Genomic DNA, 17,118 nt, shown 5'->3' on the forward strand with positions numbered 1-17,118 from the left:
TTACTGCCGGGTGGCGGCTTTCATCGCGCTGACAAAAGCTTTCAGCTCAGCCAGCATCTGTTCCGGTGCCGCAACATTTTTCTCAATGATTTTCACAATTGCCGAGCCGGAAATAGCGCCAGCAGCGCCAGCGTCAATCGCGCCGGTTACCTGTTCAGGCGCAGAGATACCAAACCCCTGTAAAGAAGGTGGAGCATCATATGCTTTCAACTTTTCGACCAGGTGATGCAGCGGTAACGCCGCTCGATTTTCTGCACCGGTCACGCCCGCACGCGAAAGTAAATAGGTATAGCCACGGCCATGAGAGGCGATCTGGCGCAGCAGTTCTTCATCAGCGTTCGGTGGGCAGATAAAAATTGGCGCAATGTTGTGGCGGAGCGCCGCAGCTCTGAATGGCGCGGACTCTTCAACCGGAACATCGGCTACTAACACGGAATCCACGCCCACTTTTTCACACTGGGCGTAAAACTCGTCAATGCCCTTGCTAAACACCAGGTTGGCATACATCAGCAAGCCAATGGGAATCGTAGGGTGCTTCTGGCGAATCAGCGCCAGCATTTCAAAGCATTGCGACGGCGTGACGCCGGCGGCAAACGCACGCAGGGTGGCTTCCTGAATGGTTGGACCGTCAGCCAGCGGATCGGAGAACGGAATACCGAGCTCAAGGGCATCGGCACCGGCTTCAATCAGCGTATCAATGATTTTCAGTGACTGCTCAACAGACGGATCGCCCAGGGTTACGAAGGGGACAAAAGCACCTTCTTTGCGGTCCTTCAGCTGTGCAAACAGGTTTTCGTAACGTTCCATCAGATTTCCCCTCGCGCTTTCAGAATATCGTGTACGGTGAAAATGTCTTTGTCGCCGCGACCGGAGAGATTAACCACCAGTAACTGCTCTTTTTCCGGGTTTTCACGCATCATTTTCAATGCGTGTGCCAGGGCATGGGAGGACTCCAGCGCCGGAATAATCCCCTCGTGCAGACACAGCGTTTTGAAGGCCTCAAGCGCTTCGTCGTCGGTGATCGAAACATAATCGGCGCGACCAATGCTGTTCAGATACGCATGCTGCGGCCCGACAGACGGGAAATCCAGCCCCGCGGAAATAGAGTAAGACTCTTCAATCTGTCCTTCTTCGGTCTGCATCATCGGGGACTTCATGCCGAAGTAAATCCCGACACGACCATGCTTCAACGGTGCGCCATGTTCCCCTGATTCAATCCCATGACCGCCAGGCTCGACGCCAATCAGACCGACGCTGGTTTCATTAATAAAGTCCGCGAACATACCGATGGCGTTAGAACCGCCGCCCACGCAGGCGATAACCGCGTCCGGCAGGCGACCTTCTTTTTCAAGGATCTGCGCTTTAGTTTCCTCGCCGATCATGCGCTGAAATTCACGAACAATGGTCGGGAAGGGATGTGGACCCGCCGCCGTACCGAGCATATAGTGCGCGGTATCGTAGCTGCCAGACCAGTCGCGCAGCGCTTCGTTACAGGCATCTTTCAGCGTTGCAGAACCGCTGTGAACCGGGATAACTTCAGCCCCCATCAGACGCATACGGAAAACGTTTGGCGACTGGCGTTCAACGTCTTTTGCACCCATATAAATACGGCATTTCAGCCCCAGCAGTGCGCTGGCGAGAGCTGATGCAACACCGTGCTGGCCCGCGCCGGTTTCGGCGATGATCTCCGTTTTCCCCATACGCTTCGCCAACAACGCCTGGCCCAACACCTGGTTGGTTTTGTGCGCGCCGCCGTGCAGCAAATCTTCACGTTTGAGATACAGCGTAGTGTGGGTGCCTTGAGTAATGTTCTGGCATTTGGTCAGGGCAGTTGGACGACCAGCATAGTTTTTCAGCAGGTCTGTAAACTGCGCCTGAAATTCAGGATCCTTTTGCGCGCTGACAAAAGCTTCTTCCAGTTGGCGCAGGGCAGGCATCAGAATCTGTGGCACATACATACCGCCAAATTCACCAAAATACGGATTGAGTAATGTTGTCATGTCCTTTTCCTTAATATGCGCGCAGCGTCTGAAAGACCGAAGCCAAAAGACGTGCATCCTTGATGCCCGGCTGTGACTCTACGCCAGAATTGAAATCGAGACCGGCACAGCCGGTTTTTGCCGCGTCAACGCAGTTATCAGCACCGAGTCCGCCAGCCAGTAAAACGTTATCCAGCGATTGTTCGCCTAAAAGTGACCAGTCGAAGCGTTGACCGCTGCCGCCCTGACCATTGTCGAATACGTATTTATCGACGTGCTGATAATCACGAGCTGGCAACGTTTCGCTGACGCTTAACGCCTTCCAGATTTGCACCTGTTCGGGGAGCGCGTCGCGCAGGGCGTCAACATAGGCCTGGTCTTCGCTACCATGCAATTGCACGGCTGTTAGCCCCAGAGCCGCCGCTGTTTCGCGCACGTCGGTAATCTCTGCGTTGCGAAACACCCCGACATATTGCAGCGGTGCGCCGGTCATGACCTCGCGTGCGCGTTCAACGCTGACCGCGCGTGGCGATGTGGACACAAAAATCAACCCGCCGTAAATGGCACCCGCTTCGTATGCCGCGTTTGCATCCTGAGCCCGGGTTAAACCGCAGACTTTATTTTCGCCGAGCAGAACGCGACGCACGGCAGCATGCAGATCATCATGCGACATCAACGCAGAGCCAATCAGAAAACCGTTGGCGAAGTGGCTGAGTTCTCGCACTTGACCATAGGTATTGATACCGGACTCGCTGATGACGGTTACGCCATGACCCAGTCGCGGCGCAAGTTGGCGGGTGCGATTCAGATCAATCGACAGGTCGCGTAAATCACGGTTGTTGATACCGACGACTTTGGCGCCCAGTGCGATAGCTCGCTCCAGCTCTTCATCATTACTGACTTCGGTCAGTACGCCCATTTTCAAACTGTGGGCGACGGCGGCGAGTTGGCGATATTGCTCATCATCAAGCACCGACAGCATCAGCAGACAGGCGTCCGCCTGATAGAAGCGCGCCAGGTAAATCTGGTAAGGATCGATAATAAAGTCCTTACACAGAATCGGTTGCGGTGCGATGCGGCTGACGATGGGCAGGAAATCAAAGCTCCCCTGGAAATATTTCTCATCGGTCAGTACGGAAATCGCGGAAGCATATTGTTTATATACGCCCGCAATCTGTGCCGGGTCGAAGTCATCACGGATCACGCCTTTTGACGGAGACGCTTTTTTGCACTCCAGAATAAAGGCGGTGCGTGCACCTTGCAGCGCATCGTAGAAATCACGAGAGCTGGGTTGAACATCATTCTGAAAGCTGGCCAGCGGTTGTTGCTGTTTGCGGGCTTCTACCCAAATCGCCTTGTCTGCGACAATTTTCGCTAAAACGGTTTGCATCATTTACCCTCTTGCTGCCAGTGCAGTGACACGGTCATAGGCCGCGCCGCTGCGCAGTACATTAATCACAGTTTGCGCATTGGCTTTTAAATCTTCTTCACCGTGCAGGCGCATTAACATGGCGACATTCGCGGCAACAGCAGCTTCATGAGCGGCTTCACCTTTACCTTGTAACAAGCGACTAAGAATGTCACGGTTTTCTTCCGGCGTGCCGCCAGCCAGCTGTTCCTGGTGGTAAGGCGTCAGGCCAAAGTCTTCCGCCGTCAGTTGATAGCTCTTGATTTCGCCATCATGCAACTCTGCCACAATGGTCGGTGCATGCAGGGAAACTTCATCCATGCCTCCGCTGTGCACCACGGCTGCCCGCTGATACCCCAACACGCGCAGCGTTTCGGCAATCGGCAGCACCAGTTCCGGACTGTAAACGCCGATCAGCGCCAGCGGCGGATGTGCCGGGTTAATCAACGGGCCGAGGACGTTAAACAGCGTACGGGTTTTCAACTGTTGGCGTACTGGCATAGCATGGCGAAAACCGGTGTGGTATTTCGGCGCAAACAAGAAACACACACCGAGGTCGTCAAGTGCCTGACGGGATTTATCGGCGTTCATATCCAGATTGATGCCAAAAGCCGCTAACAGATCCGAAGAGCCCGACTTGCTGGAGACGCTGCGGTTGCCGTGTTTGGCGACTTTCAGTCCGCAAGCGGCCGCCACAAAGGCGCTGGCGGTGGAAATATTGATACTGTTGCTGCCATCACCGCCGGTACCGACAATATCGGCAAACAGATAATCAGGTCGCGGGAACGGGGCGGCGTTTTCCAGCAGCGCGGTTGCCGCACCGGCAATTTCATTCGGGTGCTCGCCACGAATTTTCATGCTCACCAGCGCCGCAGCCAGTTGTTCCGGCTTCAGTTCACCGCGTACCACGGCGGAGAACAGTTGGTGGCTTTCCTGCTGAGACAGCGTCTGGGCCTGATACAGTTTCTCCAGAATAGGTTGCAGCGTATTAGTCTGTTCGAGTTTCTGTTGCGCCCAGGCCAGCGTTTGCTCCAGCAGACGTGCGCCCTGGGTGGTCAGAATGGATTCTGGATGGAACTGGAAGCCACATACGCGATCGGTATCGTGACGTACCGCCATCACCATGCCGTTAAAGTGGGCGTTGATGGTCAATCCGGCCGGAACGTTGCTGCCAACCAGCGAGTGATAGCGCGCCACCGGCAGCGGATTTGCCAGACCGGCGAACATTGCCTGACCGTCGTGTTCAATGCTGGACGCTTTGCCGTGCAGGATTTCCCCAGCCTGTCCCACGTATCCACCATAGGCCTCGACAATGGCCTGATGCCCCAGACAAATGCCGATGATTGGCAGCTTGCCGCGCAGGCGGGTTAACAGCTCCGGCATGCAGCCCGCTTCGCTTGGCGCACCTGGACCTGGAGAGAGCATCAGCACCGGATTTTTCATGGTCGCTAAGCGGTCTATTAATGTCTGGGCCGGAATATGGTTGCGGTAAATCACCACGTTATGACCGTTAGTACGCAGCTGATCTGCCAGGTTATAGGTAAAAGAGTCGATATTATCGAGCAGCAGAATGTCAGCCATTAGAAGGTCTCCTGTGCGTGGTGTGCGGTGGCGATAGCACGCAGAACCGCACGCGCTTTATTACGGGTTTCATCGGCTTCTGACTGCCCAACGGAATCCAGAACAATTCCGGCGCCAGCCTGTACGGTGGCAATACCGTCTTCCACGAGGGCGGAACGAATCACAATACAGGTATCCAGATCGCCATGGGCCGTGAAGTAACCTACTGCACCGCCATAGCTGCCGCGACGACGGCCTTCGGCCTCGGCGATAAGCTGCATGGCGCGAACTTTCGGCGCTCCGCTTAGCGTACCCATGTTCATACAGGCGCGGTAAGCATGCAGCACATCCAGATCGCTACGCAGCTCGCCGACTACGCGGGAAACCAGGTGCATAACGAAGGAATAACGATCCACTTTGGTGAGGTCAGCAACGTAGCGGCTGCCGGGCGTACAGATGCGCGCCAGGTCGTTACGCGCCAGGTCTACCAGCATCAGGTGCTCGGAAAGCTCTTTATGATCGGTACGCATCTCCAGCTCAATACGGCTGTCGAGATCGCGATCCAGTGAACCGTCCGCACGACGACCGCGTGGGCGGGTCCCGGCAATCGGGTAGATTTCAATCTGCCGGCTGGTGGCATCGTATTTCAGCGAGCTTTCCGGAGAGGCGCCGAACAGGGTGAAATCGTTGTCCTGCATAAAAAACATGTACGGGCTGGGGTTACTTTTCTTCAGCACATAGTAGGCCGCCAGCGGTGACGGGCAGGGCAGCGAGAAACGACGGGATGGAACCACCTGGAAAATTTCGCCAGCGCGAATGGCTTTTTGCATACCACGAACCACGGCGGCAAACTCTTCATCGCTCTGATTGCATTCGCAGCGCATGTGCGGGACTTCAGTGACGGGCAGCGGCGGCGCAGGTTCGGTAAGCTGCTGGCTCAGTTGCGCCAGACGGGCATTAAGACGCTGTTTTTCTGCATCGCTGGGGGTAAAAATGCTGGCCTGAATGCGGGTGCTTTTCTTCTGATGGTCGATGACCATGAGCGTTTCTGCCAGATAGAAGCAGTAGTCAGGGCAACGGTTGCCCGCTTCAAGCTGAGGTAAATCTTCAAAACCGGCAACCAGGTCGTAGGAAAACAGACCGCCGAAGAACATCGCTTCACGTTCTTGCGCAGGAACATTAACCAGCTCCTGCAATAAACGGAAGGCATCAAATACGGACAGGGAACATAAGCGGGCATCTTCATCCAGCAGCGGGCTAACGGCAGGGAATCGCAGATGGCGACCATTCGGTTGTTGTTTGTTCTCAACACCCGCTGGCAGGGCAGCATCCAGCAGCGGCAGCAGCGATGCGCCGTTAGCGGATAATGCCTGAATGGTGACAGTGTCACCGATGGCGGTAATGCGTAATGCACTGTCGACCAGCAGCAAGCTCTTCAGATCGTCTTTGCTGTCGATATCGGCAGATTCCAGCAGCAGCGTTGCCGGACGTGCGCCACACACCTGATGAAACAGCGCCGTCGGATTTTCACGGTAGGCGGCATCGCAGGCAAGCAGTTCGAGTGTCGGTTTTTGTGTTTGCATCGTTATTCTCATTAATTTTGTTCAAAAAAAAGCCCGCTCATTTGGCGGGCCGGGTATCTGGTTGCATATTGCAGACGTAAGACACTGCCCGAAATCAGGAAGTGCGCCACCAACCGTGCAGAACAAATGTTGCTTTCATCTCAGATACCTTCTTCATGTGAACTTGCGTACTAGTTAACTAGTTCAATGGAATAAAGTCAACACCTGATTTCAGTATATTTGTCTAAACCGCTATGATGGGCGGGTTAAGACATTTAGTGAAACGGGAGCCGCATTGAGCGACACGAATTACGCAGTGATTTATGACCTGCACAGTCATACTACAGCCTCCGATGGGCGATTAACGCCAGAAGCCTTAGTACACCGTGCGGTAGAGATGCGAGTCGGTACACTGGCGATCACCGATCATGACACCACGGCGGGTATTGCGGCGGCAAGAGAAGAAATTTCACGTGCGGGTTTAGCGTTAAATTTGATCCCTGGCGTCGAGATATCAACAGTCTGGGAAAACCATGAGATCCATATCGTGGGTCTGAACATTGATATCGCCCATCCAATGATGTGCGAATTTCTGGCGCAGCAAACGGAACGTCGTCAGCAGCGCGCGCGCCTGATTGCTGAACGACTCGATAAAGCGCATATTCCCGGTGCGTGGGAAGGGGCATTACGCCTGGCTGATGGCGGGGCGATCACTCGGGGGCATTTTGCGCGTTTCCTGGTGGAATGCGGAAAAGCCACAACCATGGCGGATGTCTTTAAAAAATATCTTGCCCGTGGGAAAACCGGTTACGTTCCGCCACAGTGGTGTACAATAGAACAAGCTATTGATGTCATTCATCATTCTGGCGGTAAGGCAGTTCTGGCTCATCCTGGGCGGTACGATCTTAGCGCTAAGTGGCTGAAAAGACTGGTTGCGCATTTTGCTGAACATCACGGCGACGCGATGGAAGTGGCACAGTGCCAGCAGTCTCCCAATGAACGCACCCATCTGGCGACGCTTGCGCGTCAGCATCAACTGTGGGCATCGCAAGGGTCTGATTTTCATCTACCCTGCCCATGGATTGAGCTGGGTCGTAAACTCTGGTTGCCCGCAGGCGTAGAAGGCGTCTGGCAACTTTGGGAACAGCCCGAGACCACAGAGAGGAAAGTATGAGCCAGTTTTTTTATATTCATCCCGAAAACCCACAGCAGCGACTGATCAATCAGGCCGTTGAAATCGTGCGTAAAGGAGGGGTGATCGTCTATCCAACTGATTCCGGCTATGCGTTGGGTTGCAAAATTGAAGATAAAGGCGCAATGGAGCGCATTTGTCGCATCCGTCACCTGCCGGACGGGCACAACTTTACGCTGATGTGTCGTGACCTGTCCGAACTGTCGACCTATTCGTTTGTCGACAACGTGGCCTTCCGTTTAATTAAAAACAACACGCCGGGTAACTACACGTTCATCCTGAAGGGGACGAAAGAAGTACCGCGCCGACTGTTGCAGGAAAAACGTAAGACCATTGGTTTGCGTGTACCCTCGAATCCGATTGCGCTGGCGCTGCTGGAAGCGCTGGGCGAGCCTATGCTCTCTACATCACTGATGCTGCCGGGCAGCGAATTTACCGAGTCAGATCCGGAAGAAATCAAAGATCGTCTGGAGAAAGTGGTGGATTTGATTATCCACGGTGGATATCTCGGCCAGCAGCCAACCACGGTTATCGATTTAACCGATGATTCCCCGGTGGTATTGCGCGAAGGCGTCGGCGACGTTAAACCTTTCTTATAATGGCGCGAACCGCTATACTACGCGGCCTTAAAATGGCGCTGACTGGCGCCGTTGATTCTCCTGTTCGACGCCTGTGAAGGCGACATCTAAAGGAAGCTCTATGAGCGAAAAGTTACAAAAAGTGCTGGCGCGCGCTGGCCACGGTTCTCGCCGTGAAATTGAATCCATAATTGCCGCGGGTCGCGTGAGCGTTGATGGCAAAATTGCCACGCTCGGCGATCGCGTTGAAGTTACGCCGGGTCTGAAAATCCGTATCGACGGTCATCTGATTTCGGTGAAAGAATCTGCGGAGCAAATCTGCCGTGTTCTGGCTTATTACAAGCCAGAAGGTGAACTGTGTACCCGTAACGACCCGGAAGGTCGTCCGACCGTGTTTGATCGTCTGCCAAAACTGCGCGATGCGCGCTGGATTGCCGTGGGACGTCTGGACGTGAATACCTGTGGTTTACTGCTGTTTACCACCGATGGCGAACTGGCGAACCGTCTGATGCACCCAAGCCGCGAAGTTGAACGTGAATATGCGGTGCGTGTGTTTGGTCAGGTTGATGACGCAAAACTGCGCGATCTGAGTCGTGGCGTGCAGCTGGAAGATGGTCCGGCCGCATTTAAAACGATCAAGTTCAGCGGCGGTGAAGGGATCAACCAGTGGTATAACGTCACGTTGACCGAAGGGCGTAACCGTGAAGTCCGTCGCCTGTGGGAAGCCGTGGGCGTGCAGGTAAGTCGTCTTATCCGTGTACGTTACGGTGATATCCCACTGCCGAAGGGCCTGCCGCGTGGCGGCTGGACGGAACTTGACCTCGCGCAGACCAACTATTTGCGTGAACTGGTGGAACTGAAGCCGGAAACCACCTCTAAAGTTGCCGTCGAGAAAGATCGTCGCCGTATGAAGGCAAACCAGATCCGCCGTGCGGTGAAGCGCCACTCTCAGGTTGGCGGCAGCCGTCGTCCGGGCGGTCGCAGCAACAACGGTTAATCATGAGTAGGCCTGTTAAGCAACGCGCCATCAGGCGTTAGCGTGGAGCCGGATGCGGCGTAAGCGCCTTATCCGGCCTACTGTCAGTAATCGATCCCCATCTGGGCTTTTACGCCCGCTTCAAAGGCGTGCTTAACCGGCCGCAGTTCGCTGACCGTATCCGCTAACTCCAGAATATCGCGATGACATCCACGACCGGTGATAATGACCGTTTGATGGGCAGGGCGCGCGTTTAGGGCATTGATGACCTCGTCGAGCGGCAGATAGTCGTATGCAACCATGTAGGTCAGCTCGTCCAGTATCACCATATCCAGCTCAGCGTCGGCCAGCATCCGCTTGCCGTGTTCCCATACGGCCATGCAGGCTGCGGTGTCGGACTCGCGGTTCTGCGTTTCCCAGGTAAATCCTGTCGCCATGACCTGAAACTCAACGCCGTGGGGTTCGAGTAAGTTTCGTTCACCGTTTGGCCACGTCCCCTTAATAAATTGCACTACGCCAACTTTTTTACCGTGGCCTACTGCGCGCGTGGCGGTACCGAACGCGGCGGTGGTTTTACCCTTACCATTTCCGGTGAACACAATAATAATCCCGCGCTCGTCTCTGGCGGCGGCAACACGGGCGTCAACCCGGTCTTTTACGCGCTGCTGGCGCTGCTGATAGCGTTCTTCACTCATTGGGCGATTCCTGGTTTACGGCCCGGCTGGGCATCGAAAGTCATACCGGTTTTACGGCGGCTGTCATCGCCCATCAGCCACAGGTAGAGCGGCATAATATCGGCGGGGGTTTTCAATTTTTGCGGATCTTCCGTCGGGAACGCGCTGGCTCGCATGCCGGTACGCGTTCCACCAGGATTGATACAGTTTACACGCAGGTGGCGGTTCTGATATTCATCAGCCAGAACCTGCATCATTCCTTCGGTAGCAAATTTGGAGGTGGCGTATGCCCCCCAGTTGGCGCGCCCCTGGCGACCGACGCTGGAGGAGGTAAAGACCAGCGATCCGGCATCGGATTTGAGCAACAACGGCAGCAATGCCTGAGTCAGCATAAAGGTGGCGTTCACGTTTACCTGCATCACGTCCTGCCATACCTGCGGGTTTTGCTCGCTCATCGGGCAAATGTCACCGAGCAATCCGGCATTATGCAATACGCCATCCAGACGCGGGAAATGCGCGGCAATGCGCTGTGCGAGCTGGTGGCATTCGTCAGACGTACAGGTGAGCAGATCCAGCGTGAACCAGTGTGGTTGCGTACCTTTTTCTTCGGCGATGGAGCGGGCAACCTGACGCAGTTTTTCTTCGTTACGCCCTAACAGAATCACGGTCGCGCCGTAACGCGCGTAGGTCTGTGCGGCTTCACGCCCGATACCATCGCTGGCACCGGTGACCAGAATAATGCGGTCCTGTAGAAGATCTTGTTTCGGTTGATAATGCACGGCTACTCCTCGGCGACGTCCTGGCCATCTCGTTCGCGATAACTTTTGGGCTTTATGCCTTAAACCCTGTTCTTTTTCAATCAGCCAAAGGCAATAACACCGCAAAATGAACGCGTTGTCATGCTTTTTACTGAATGGATGAAGCAAGACGGGTTAACAAGGCTGTTGTACACTGAGCGAAAGTAGCGTTGTTTAACCAAGGTGGGTCACGTGGAATTGTTGTCTGAATATGGGTTGTTTTTGGCAAAAATTGTCACTGTCGTGGTGGCTATTGCGGTGGTAGTTATGCTGATCGTAAACGCGACACAACGCAAACGTCAGCGTGGGGAATTGCGGGTCATTAATCTCAGCGATCAATATAAAGAGATGAAAGAAGACCTGTCGCTGGCCTTATTGGATGGACATCAGCAAAAATTCTGGCATAAGGCGCAGAAAAAGAAACACAAGCTTGAGGCGAAGGCCGCTAAGGCAAAAGCGAAACTGGGAGACAGTACGTCATCTTATAAACCACGGGTATGGGTACTTGATTTTAAAGGCAGTATGGATGCCCATGAGGTGAGCGCATTACGCGAAGAGGTGACGGCAGTGCTGGCGGTCGTTAAACCCCAGGATCAGGTCGTGGTTCGTCTGGAAAGTCCGGGCGGTGTAGTACACGGCTATGGCCTGGCCGCGTCCCAGTTACAACGTCTGCGCGATAAGCAGATCCCGCTGACCGTTACGGTAGATAAAGTCGCTGCGAGCGGCGGATATATGATGGCTTGCGTGGCGGATAAAATTGTCTCGGCGCCGTTTGCTATTGTCGGCTCTATTGGCGTTGTGGCACAGATCCCGAACTTTCACCGCTTCCTGAAAGGGAAAGATATTGATATCGAACTGCACACCGCCGGACAGTACAAGCGTACGCTGACCTTACTTGGTGAAAACACGGAAGAAGGGCGGCAGAAATTCCGCGAAGACCTGAACGAAACCCATCATCTGTTTAAAGATTTTGTACAGCGCATGCGTCCGACTCTGGACATTGAGCAGGTTGCCACGGGTGAACACTGGTTTGGTCAACAGGCGCTGGCCAACGGGCTGGTGGATGAGATCAATACCAGTGATGAGGTGATCCTCGGACTGATGGACGGTCGTGACGTATTAAACGTACGTTATCTGCAGCGTAAAAAACTGATGGACCGTTTTACCGGCAGTGCCGCCGAGAGCGCCGATCGTTTACTGATGCGCTGGTGGCAGCGGGGGCAAAAACCGCTGATGTAAAATTGTAATTGCCGGATGAGGCGCAGCCGTCATCCGGCAAATCATTTCTCGTGTTAATCGATCAAGTGATACTTTTCAGAAAGTACGTGCGCCAGATGTTTAAACATATTAAACACCGCCGTACTTTTTGGCGTCGGTAGCCCTTGCTCGTCTAAAAAGTAATCTCCGCTGAAAACCAGCACGCCATTTCGCTGCGTTACGCCGGTGGCGACAATCCCCGCCAGCGTGTCCTCATGCTCACGAATGATTTTGTTGGCTTCAATCAGCAGTGTTTCGCGATCGATGGGTTGAGTGTCTTTATGCATTATTTACTCCTTAAACAAGGACATTAGTCTACGCCGAGCCCGGCTTATGGGCAAATATTCCCTGACTTAAATGAAGGTCTTACGACAGTGTTGCAAGTGGCGAGATTTGTTTTTGCATGCTAATAAAGTTGCGTAACGCATTTTATCAGGTACAGTGTGACGCTTTCGTCAATCTGGCAACAGATTTGCTTGACATTCGACCAATACTCCGTCGTGCTATAGCGTTTGTGAGCGAAAAAGCCTGTTAACTCAGTTACATGAGAGTTACATTACAAGCGCGAATCAGTTTAAGGGTTGATATCCGCCGACGCAGAGACCATATCGATGTCTCGTCGCCAGTGGAAGGTGAATCAACGTGCGACGCATTCTGGAAGAATCAAATTAGGTAAAGGTGAATATGGGTAAAGCTCTTGTCATCGTTGAGTCCCCGGCAAAAGCCAAAACGATCAACAAGTATCTGGGTAATGACTACGTGGTGAAATCCAGCGTCGGTCATATCCGTGATTTGCCGACCAGTGGCTCAGCAACTAAAAAGAGCGCCGACTCAACCTCCACCAAAACGGCTAAAAAGCCCAAAAAGGATGAACGTGGCGCTCTCGTCAATCGTATGGGTGTTGACCCGTGGCACAACTGGGATGCGCGCTATGAAGTGCTGCCCGGTAAAGAAAAAGTTGTTTCTGAACTGAAGCAACTGGCTGAAAAAGCCGACCACATCTATCTCGCAACCGACCTTGACCGCGAAGGGGAAGCCATTGCGTGGCACCTGCGGGAAGTGATCGGTGGCGACGACACCCGCTACAGTCGCGTGGTGTTTAACGAAATTACCAAAAACGCTATTCGTCAGGCGTTTGAAAAACCGGGCGAGCTGAACATCGACCGCGTCAATGCGCAACAGGCGCGCCGCTTTATGGACCGTGTTGTGGGCTATATGGTGTCGCCGCTGCTGTGGAAAAAAATTGCGCGAGGCCTGTCAGCAGGCCGCGTACAGTCGGTTGCCGTGCGTCTGGTGGTTGAGCGTGAACGCGAAATCAAAGCATTCGTTCCAGAAGAGTTCTGGGAAATTGATGCTAACACGACCACGCCAGGCGGTGACGCGTTACCGCTTGAGGTGACGCATCAGAATGATAAACCGTTCCGTCCGGTCAACCGGGAACAAACGCTTGCCGCTGTTAGCCTGTTGGAAAAAGCGCGCTACAGCGTTCTGGAACGTGAAGATAAGCCGACCAGCAGCAAGCCGGGTGCGCCGTTCATCACCTCCACGCTACAGCAGGCCGCCAGCACGCGTCTGGGCTTCGGCGTGAAGAAAACCATGATGATGGCGCAGCGCTTGTATGAAGCGGGCTACATCACTTATATGCGTACTGACTCAACCAACCTGAGCCAGGATGCGGTGAACATGGTTCGCGATTACATCAGCGATAATTTCGGCAAAAAGTATCTGCCGGAGAGCGCGAACCAGTACGCCAGCAAAGAGAACTCGCAGGAAGCGCACGAAGCTATCCGTCCTTCCGATGTCGCCGTTCAGGCGGAATCGCTGAAAGATATGGAAGCCGATGCGCAAAAACTGTATCAGCTGATCTGGCGTCAGTTTGTTGCCTGTCAGATGACGCCTGCTAAATATGATTCCACCACGCTGACGGTGGGTGCGGGTGATTTCCGTCTGAAGGCGCGTGGTCGTATTCTGCGCTTCGATGGCTGGACGAAAGTGATGCCTGCGCTGCGTAAGGGCGATGAAGACCGCATTTTACCAGCGGTGGATAAAGGCGATACGTTGACGCTCATCGAACTGACACCTGCGCAACACTTTACCAAACCGCCTGCGCGCTTCAGTGAAGCTTCGCTGGTTAAAGAGCTTGAAAAACGTGGTATTGGTCGTCCATCCACGTATGCGTCGATCATTTCTACGATTCAGGATCGCGGTTATGTTCGCGTTGAGAACCGTCGCTTCTACGCTGAAAAAATGGGTGAAATCGTCACCGATCGTCTGGAAGAAAACTTCCGCGAACTGATGAACTACGACTTTACCGCGCAGATGGAAGACAGTCTCGACCAGGTGGCAAATCACGAAGCCGAATGGAAGGGCGTACTCGACAACTTCTTCACTGATTTTACTCAGCAACTGGATAAAGCCGAGAAAGATCCTGAAGAGGGCGGTATGCGTCCGAACCAGATGGTGCTGACCAGCATTGATTGCCCAACCTGCGGACGCAAGATGGGTATTCGTACCGCCAGCACCGGCGTTTTCCTGGGTTGTTCTGGCTATGCGCTTTCCCCGAAAGAGCGTTGCAAAACCACCATTAACCTGGTGCCGGAAAATGAAGTGCTGAACGTGCTGGAAGGCGACGATGCGGAAACCAACGCTTTGCGCGCCAAACGTCGCTGCCAGAAGTGCGGCACGGCGATGGACAGCTACCTTATCGATCCTAAGCGCAAGCTGCATGTATGCGGTAATAACCCTACCTGTGATGGCTATGAGATCGAGGAAGGCGAATTCCGCATCAAGGGTTATGACGGTCCTATCGTTGAGTGCGAGAAATGTGGCTCTGAAATGCACCTGAAAATGGGACGTTTCGGCAAGTACATGGCGTGTACCAACGACGAGTGCAAAAATACCCGTAAGATCCTGCGTAACGGTGAAGTTGCTCCACCGAAAGAGGATCCGGTTCCGTTGCCAGAACTGCCGTGTGAAAAATCTGATGCGTATTTCGTGTTACGTGATGGTGCTGCAGGTATCTTCCTGGCGGCAAATACGTTCCCGAAATCACGTGAGACACGTGCGCCGCTGGTTGAAGAGTTGTACCGCTTCCGCGATCGTCTGCCGGAAAAACTGCGCTATCTGGCAGATGCGCCGCAGACTGACCCGGACGGCAACAAGTCCATGGTTCGTTTCAGCCGTAAAACCAAGCAGCAATACGTTGCTGCGGAGAAAGACGGTAAGGCGACCGGCTGGTCCGCGTTCTTCGTTGACGGTAAATGGGTAGAAGGGAAGAAATAACAGCATTCCGGCTGAATTTCTCCTCAAAGGGTCGCGTAAGCGGCCCTTTTTGTTTCTGGCGTATTATTTTTTGTCATCCCTATACAGCTCACATAGAAATGATATAGTGGTTATAGTTAACACACTTTTTATTATTAAATCGTATTAGCAGCGCCAACGAGCCTGCTCTGAAACGATGATTTGATGGCGCAAATCGGGATGGCTTAACATGAAATTACAGCAGCTTCGCTACATTGTTGAGGTGGTGAACCACAACCTTAATGTCTCCTCAACGGCGGAAGGGCTTTATACCTCGCAGCCAGGTATCAGTAAGCAAGTTCGTATGCTGGAAGATGAACTTGGCATCCAGATTTTTGCCCGTAGCGGTAAGCACCTGACCCAGGTTACGCCAGCGGGGCAGGAAGTCATTCGAATCGCGCGAGAAGTTTTGTCGAAGGTGGACGCCATTAAGTCCGTTGCTGGCGAACATACCTGGCCGGACAAAGGCTCACTGTATATCGCCACCACGCACACTCAGGCGCGTTACGCTTTGCCGAACGTCATTAAAGGCTTTATTGAGCGTTATCCACGCGTCTCATTGCATATGCACCAGGGGTCGCCGACGCAAATCGCCGAAGCCGTCTCGAAAGGGAATGCAGATTTTGCTATCGCGACCGAAGCCCTGCACCTGTATGACGATCTGGTGATGCTGCCTTGCTACCACTGGAACCGTTCGATTGTCGTTACGCCAGACCATCCGTTGGCGGGCAAATCCGCCGTATCCATTGAAGAACTGGCGCAGTATCCACTGGTGACCTACACGTTCGGATTTACCGGACGTTCGGAACTGGACACCGCGTTTAACCGTGCGGGTCTGGAGCCGCGTATAGTTTTTACCGCGACCGATGCCGATGTCATTAAGACCTATGTACGCCTGGGCCTCGGCGTGGGGGTAATTGCCAGTATGGCGGTTGATCCTGTCTCCGACCCTGACCTGGTGCGCGTTGATGCCCATGATATCTTCAGCCATAGCACCACCAAGATTGGTTTTCGTCGCAGCACTTTTTTACGCAGTTACATGTATGATTTTATTCAACGTTTCGCGCCGCATCTGACGCGTGATGTGGTGGATACTGCGGTGGCGCTACGTTCCAACGACGATATTGAAGCCATGTTTAAAGATATTAAATTGCCTGAGAAATAATAACGGCTGTTACCTCGTCGGTATCCTCAAACATAAAGCGATACCGACGGCAGAGTCTGAATCTATTCAATATTTTTCCTCTATATATTAACCATATATTGTTTATGGTAAACACTTGCTAAAGTAGTTTCAAATTAGTAAGGTCGCCAAAAATCCCTCTCAAATATTTATAACCGATCAAATAATTAATTTATTTATCAGGTCGAGTATGAAAATTAACTGGCTTTTTTTGACCTTTTTTATTAGGATTCCTCCTATCTGATGATTAATTGTACCGATTGTTTGGTGCTTAAATGATAAGTGATTTCGATAGTATGAGGTTAGCGATGCCTTCAGGAAACCAGCCAGCACGCCGGGATCCCGTCATGAAACGTAAAGCCTGGTTCGCTGTGTTTCTTGGCTCTGCCGTGTTCTGGATTATTGTCGCGCTCGTGGCCTGGAACGTGTGGGGGTAGGTCATGTCCACACTGAAACAACGCTCCACCGTGATGCCATCTCCGGATGACCATGAACAAGAGAGTCAACGCAGCGCAGAGAATAAGCCGAATATTCCAGCGACCTGGAAACTCTCTCCTGAACAACGGGCGTTTATCGATCTGTTTGCGGATGATGATGAACAGAAACAATAATTGATACGAATTTTATAATTATTATTAGTCTGTTGTCTTGT

General features: G+C 53.2%; 17 protein-coding genes and 1 other annotated feature. Of the genes, 8 read left to right on the plus strand and 9 right to left on the minus strand.

The window, feature by feature from the left end; translation table 11 throughout:
• From trpA to trpL, 6 genes are all read right to left on the minus strand, one after another.
• Nucleotides 1-807, minus strand: coding sequence for a tryptophan synthase subunit alpha (gene trpA / locus OGV52_RS20470; protein WP_016156657.1), 807 nt, complete (start codon nucleotides 805-807; stop codon nucleotides 1-3).
• On the minus strand, nucleotides 807-2,000 hold the full coding sequence (gene trpB, locus OGV52_RS20475; RefSeq protein ID WP_103766363.1) for a tryptophan synthase subunit beta: 1,194 nt from the start codon (nucleotides 1,998-2,000) through the stop codon (nucleotides 807-809). Before trpB ends, trpA begins: the two co-directional genes overlap by 1 nt.
• Before the next feature lie 10 nt (nucleotides 2,001-2,010).
• On the minus strand, nucleotides 2,011-3,369 hold the full coding sequence (trpCF, locus tag OGV52_RS20480; RefSeq protein WP_287109095.1) for a bifunctional indole-3-glycerol-phosphate synthase TrpC/phosphoribosylanthranilate isomerase TrpF: 1,359 nt from the start codon (nucleotides 3,367-3,369) through the stop codon (nucleotides 2,011-2,013).
• Between the two features lie 3 nt (nucleotides 3,370-3,372).
• Nucleotides 3,373-4,968 (minus strand): bifunctional anthranilate synthase glutamate amidotransferase component TrpG/anthranilate phosphoribosyltransferase TrpD, encoded by a 1,596-nt coding sequence (gene trpD, locus OGV52_RS20485; RefSeq protein ID WP_003020639.1) that lies wholly within the window; start codon nucleotides 4,966-4,968, stop codon nucleotides 3,373-3,375.
• Nucleotides 4,968-6,530: an anthranilate synthase component 1 gene (locus OGV52_RS20490; protein ID WP_016156654.1), complete on the minus strand. Its 1,563-nt coding sequence runs from the start codon at nucleotides 6,528-6,530 to the stop codon at nucleotides 4,968-4,970. Before OGV52_RS20490 ends, trpD begins: the two co-directional genes overlap by 1 nt.
• 23 nt (nucleotides 6,531-6,553) lie before the next feature.
• Nucleotides 6,554-6,648, minus strand: a sequence feature (Trp leader region).
• Nucleotides 6,625-6,669: a trp operon leader peptide gene (gene trpL / locus OGV52_RS20495; protein ID WP_012905981.1), complete on the minus strand. Its 45-nt coding sequence runs from the start codon at nucleotides 6,667-6,669 to the stop codon at nucleotides 6,625-6,627. (Overlaps the previous feature by 24 nt.)
• A gap of 135 nt (nucleotides 6,670-6,804) precedes the next feature.
• Here trpL and rnm point away from each other — a divergent pair, with 135 nt between their 5' ends.
• The 3 genes from rnm to rluB all read left to right on the plus strand — a co-directional run bounded on the left by rnm (nucleotide 6,805) and on the right by rluB (nucleotide 9,276).
• Nucleotides 6,805-7,683 carry an RNase RNM gene (gene rnm, locus OGV52_RS20500; RefSeq protein ID WP_029139558.1) on the plus strand — a complete coding sequence of 293 codons (879 nt, stop codon included), beginning with the start codon at nucleotides 6,805-6,807 and terminating at the stop codon, nucleotides 7,681-7,683.
• Entirely contained in the window at nucleotides 7,680-8,300 is a 621-nt protein-coding gene (locus OGV52_RS20505; protein WP_016153256.1) for an L-threonylcarbamoyladenylate synthase, read from the plus strand. Before rnm ends, OGV52_RS20505 begins: the two co-directional genes overlap by 4 nt.
• A 100-nt stretch (nucleotides 8,301-8,400) precedes the next feature.
• Nucleotides 8,401-9,276 carry a 23S rRNA pseudouridine(2605) synthase RluB gene (gene rluB / locus OGV52_RS20510; RefSeq protein WP_006684306.1) on the plus strand — a complete coding sequence of 292 codons (876 nt, stop codon included), beginning with the start codon at nucleotides 8,401-8,403 and terminating at the stop codon, nucleotides 9,274-9,276.
• 83 nt (nucleotides 9,277-9,359) lie between these two features.
• On the opposite strand, the gene cobO is transcribed toward rluB, so the two are convergent.
• Complete coding sequence (cobO, locus tag OGV52_RS20515) at nucleotides 9,360-9,950, minus strand: cob(I)yrinic acid a,c-diamide adenosyltransferase (RefSeq protein ID WP_016153255.1); 591 nt, start codon at nucleotides 9,948-9,950, stop codon at nucleotides 9,360-9,362.
• Entirely contained in the window at nucleotides 9,947-10,708 is a 762-nt protein-coding gene (locus OGV52_RS20520; RefSeq protein ID WP_016156651.1) for a YciK family oxidoreductase, read from the minus strand. Before OGV52_RS20520 ends, cobO begins: the two co-directional genes overlap by 4 nt.
• Nucleotides 10,709-10,918: 210 nt before the next feature.
• Here OGV52_RS20520 and sohB point away from each other — a divergent pair, with 210 nt between their 5' ends.
• The gene (gene sohB, locus OGV52_RS20525; protein ID WP_287109063.1) at nucleotides 10,919-11,965 is read left to right on the plus strand and encodes a protease SohB; all 1,047 of its coding nucleotides are present in this window, start codon (nucleotides 10,919-10,921) and stop codon (nucleotides 11,963-11,965) included.
• 53 nt (nucleotides 11,966-12,018) lie between these two features.
• Here sohB and OGV52_RS20530 read toward each other — a convergent pair whose 3' ends face one another.
• Entirely contained in the window at nucleotides 12,019-12,270 is a 252-nt protein-coding gene (locus tag OGV52_RS20530; protein WP_003020616.1) for a YciN family protein, read from the minus strand.
• A 397-nt stretch (nucleotides 12,271-12,667) separates the two neighbouring features.
• Between OGV52_RS20530 and topA the strand changes: the two genes are divergently transcribed.
• The 4 genes from topA to OGV52_RS20550 all read left to right on the plus strand — a co-directional run bounded on the left by topA (nucleotide 12,668) and on the right by OGV52_RS20550 (nucleotide 17,077).
• Nucleotides 12,668-15,265, plus strand: a complete 2,598-nt coding sequence (gene topA, locus OGV52_RS20535; protein WP_016153252.1) for a type I DNA topoisomerase — start codon at nucleotides 12,668-12,670, stop codon at nucleotides 15,263-15,265.
• A gap of 208 nt (nucleotides 15,266-15,473) precedes the next feature.
• A complete protein-coding gene (gene cysB / locus OGV52_RS20540) occupies nucleotides 15,474-16,448 on the plus strand; it encodes an HTH-type transcriptional regulator CysB (protein ID WP_016153251.1) in 975 nt (324 codons plus the stop codon).
• A 293-nt stretch (nucleotides 16,449-16,741) separates the two neighbouring features.
• Nucleotides 16,742-16,903 carry a YmiA family putative membrane protein gene (locus tag OGV52_RS20545; protein WP_465251200.1) on the plus strand — a complete coding sequence of 54 codons (162 nt, stop codon included), beginning with the start codon at nucleotides 16,742-16,744 and terminating at the stop codon, nucleotides 16,901-16,903.
• 3 nt (nucleotides 16,904-16,906) lie between these two features.
• Entirely contained in the window at nucleotides 16,907-17,077 is a 171-nt protein-coding gene (locus OGV52_RS20550) for a YciX family protein (protein WP_200048093.1), read from the plus strand.
• Nucleotides 17,078-17,118 lie beyond the last annotated feature (41 nt).

This window comes from Citrobacter sp. Cb041 (assembly GCF_030336655.1).
Classification (GTDB): Bacteria; Pseudomonadota; Gammaproteobacteria; order Enterobacterales; family Enterobacteriaceae; genus Citrobacter; species Citrobacter braakii.

Bases quoted from the DNA above. Each gene is read 5' to 3' on its own strand.
- trpA (WP_016156657.1), bottom strand. From the start codon at position 807: ATGGAACGTTACGAAAACCTGTTTGCACAGCTGAAGGACCGCAAAGAA.
- trpB (WP_103766363.1), bottom strand. From the start codon at position 2,000: ATGACAACATTACTCAATCCGTATTTTGGTGAATTTGGCGGTATGTAT.
- trpCF (WP_287109095.1), bottom strand. From the start codon at position 3,369: ATGCAAACCGTTTTAGCGAAAATTGTCGCAGACAAGGCGATTTGGGTA.
- trpD (WP_003020639.1), bottom strand. From the start codon at position 4,968: ATGGCTGACATTCTGCTGCTCGATAATATCGACTCTTTTACCTATAAC.
- OGV52_RS20490 (WP_016156654.1), bottom strand. From the start codon at position 6,530: ATGCAAACACAAAAACCGACACTCGAACTGCTTGCCTGCGATGCCGCC.
- OGV52_RS20505 (WP_016153256.1), top strand. From the start codon at position 7,680: ATGAGCCAGTTTTTTTATATTCATCCCGAAAACCCACAGCAGCGACTG.
- rluB (WP_006684306.1), top strand. From the start codon at position 8,401: ATGAGCGAAAAGTTACAAAAAGTGCTGGCGCGCGCTGGCCACGGTTCT.
- cobO (WP_016153255.1), bottom strand. From the start codon at position 9,950: ATGAGTGAAGAACGCTATCAGCAGCGCCAGCAGCGCGTAAAAGACCGG.
- OGV52_RS20530 (WP_003020616.1), bottom strand. From the start codon at position 12,270: ATGCATAAAGACACTCAACCCATCGATCGCGAAACACTGCTGATTGAA.
- topA (WP_016153252.1), top strand. From the start codon at position 12,668: ATGGGTAAAGCTCTTGTCATCGTTGAGTCCCCGGCAAAAGCCAAAACG.
- cysB (WP_016153251.1), top strand. From the start codon at position 15,474: ATGAAATTACAGCAGCTTCGCTACATTGTTGAGGTGGTGAACCACAAC.
- OGV52_RS20545 (WP_465251200.1), top strand. From the start codon at position 16,742: ATGATAAGTGATTTCGATAGTATGAGGTTAGCGATGCCTTCAGGAAAC.
- OGV52_RS20550 (WP_200048093.1), top strand. From the start codon at position 16,907: ATGTCCACACTGAAACAACGCTCCACCGTGATGCCATCTCCGGATGAC.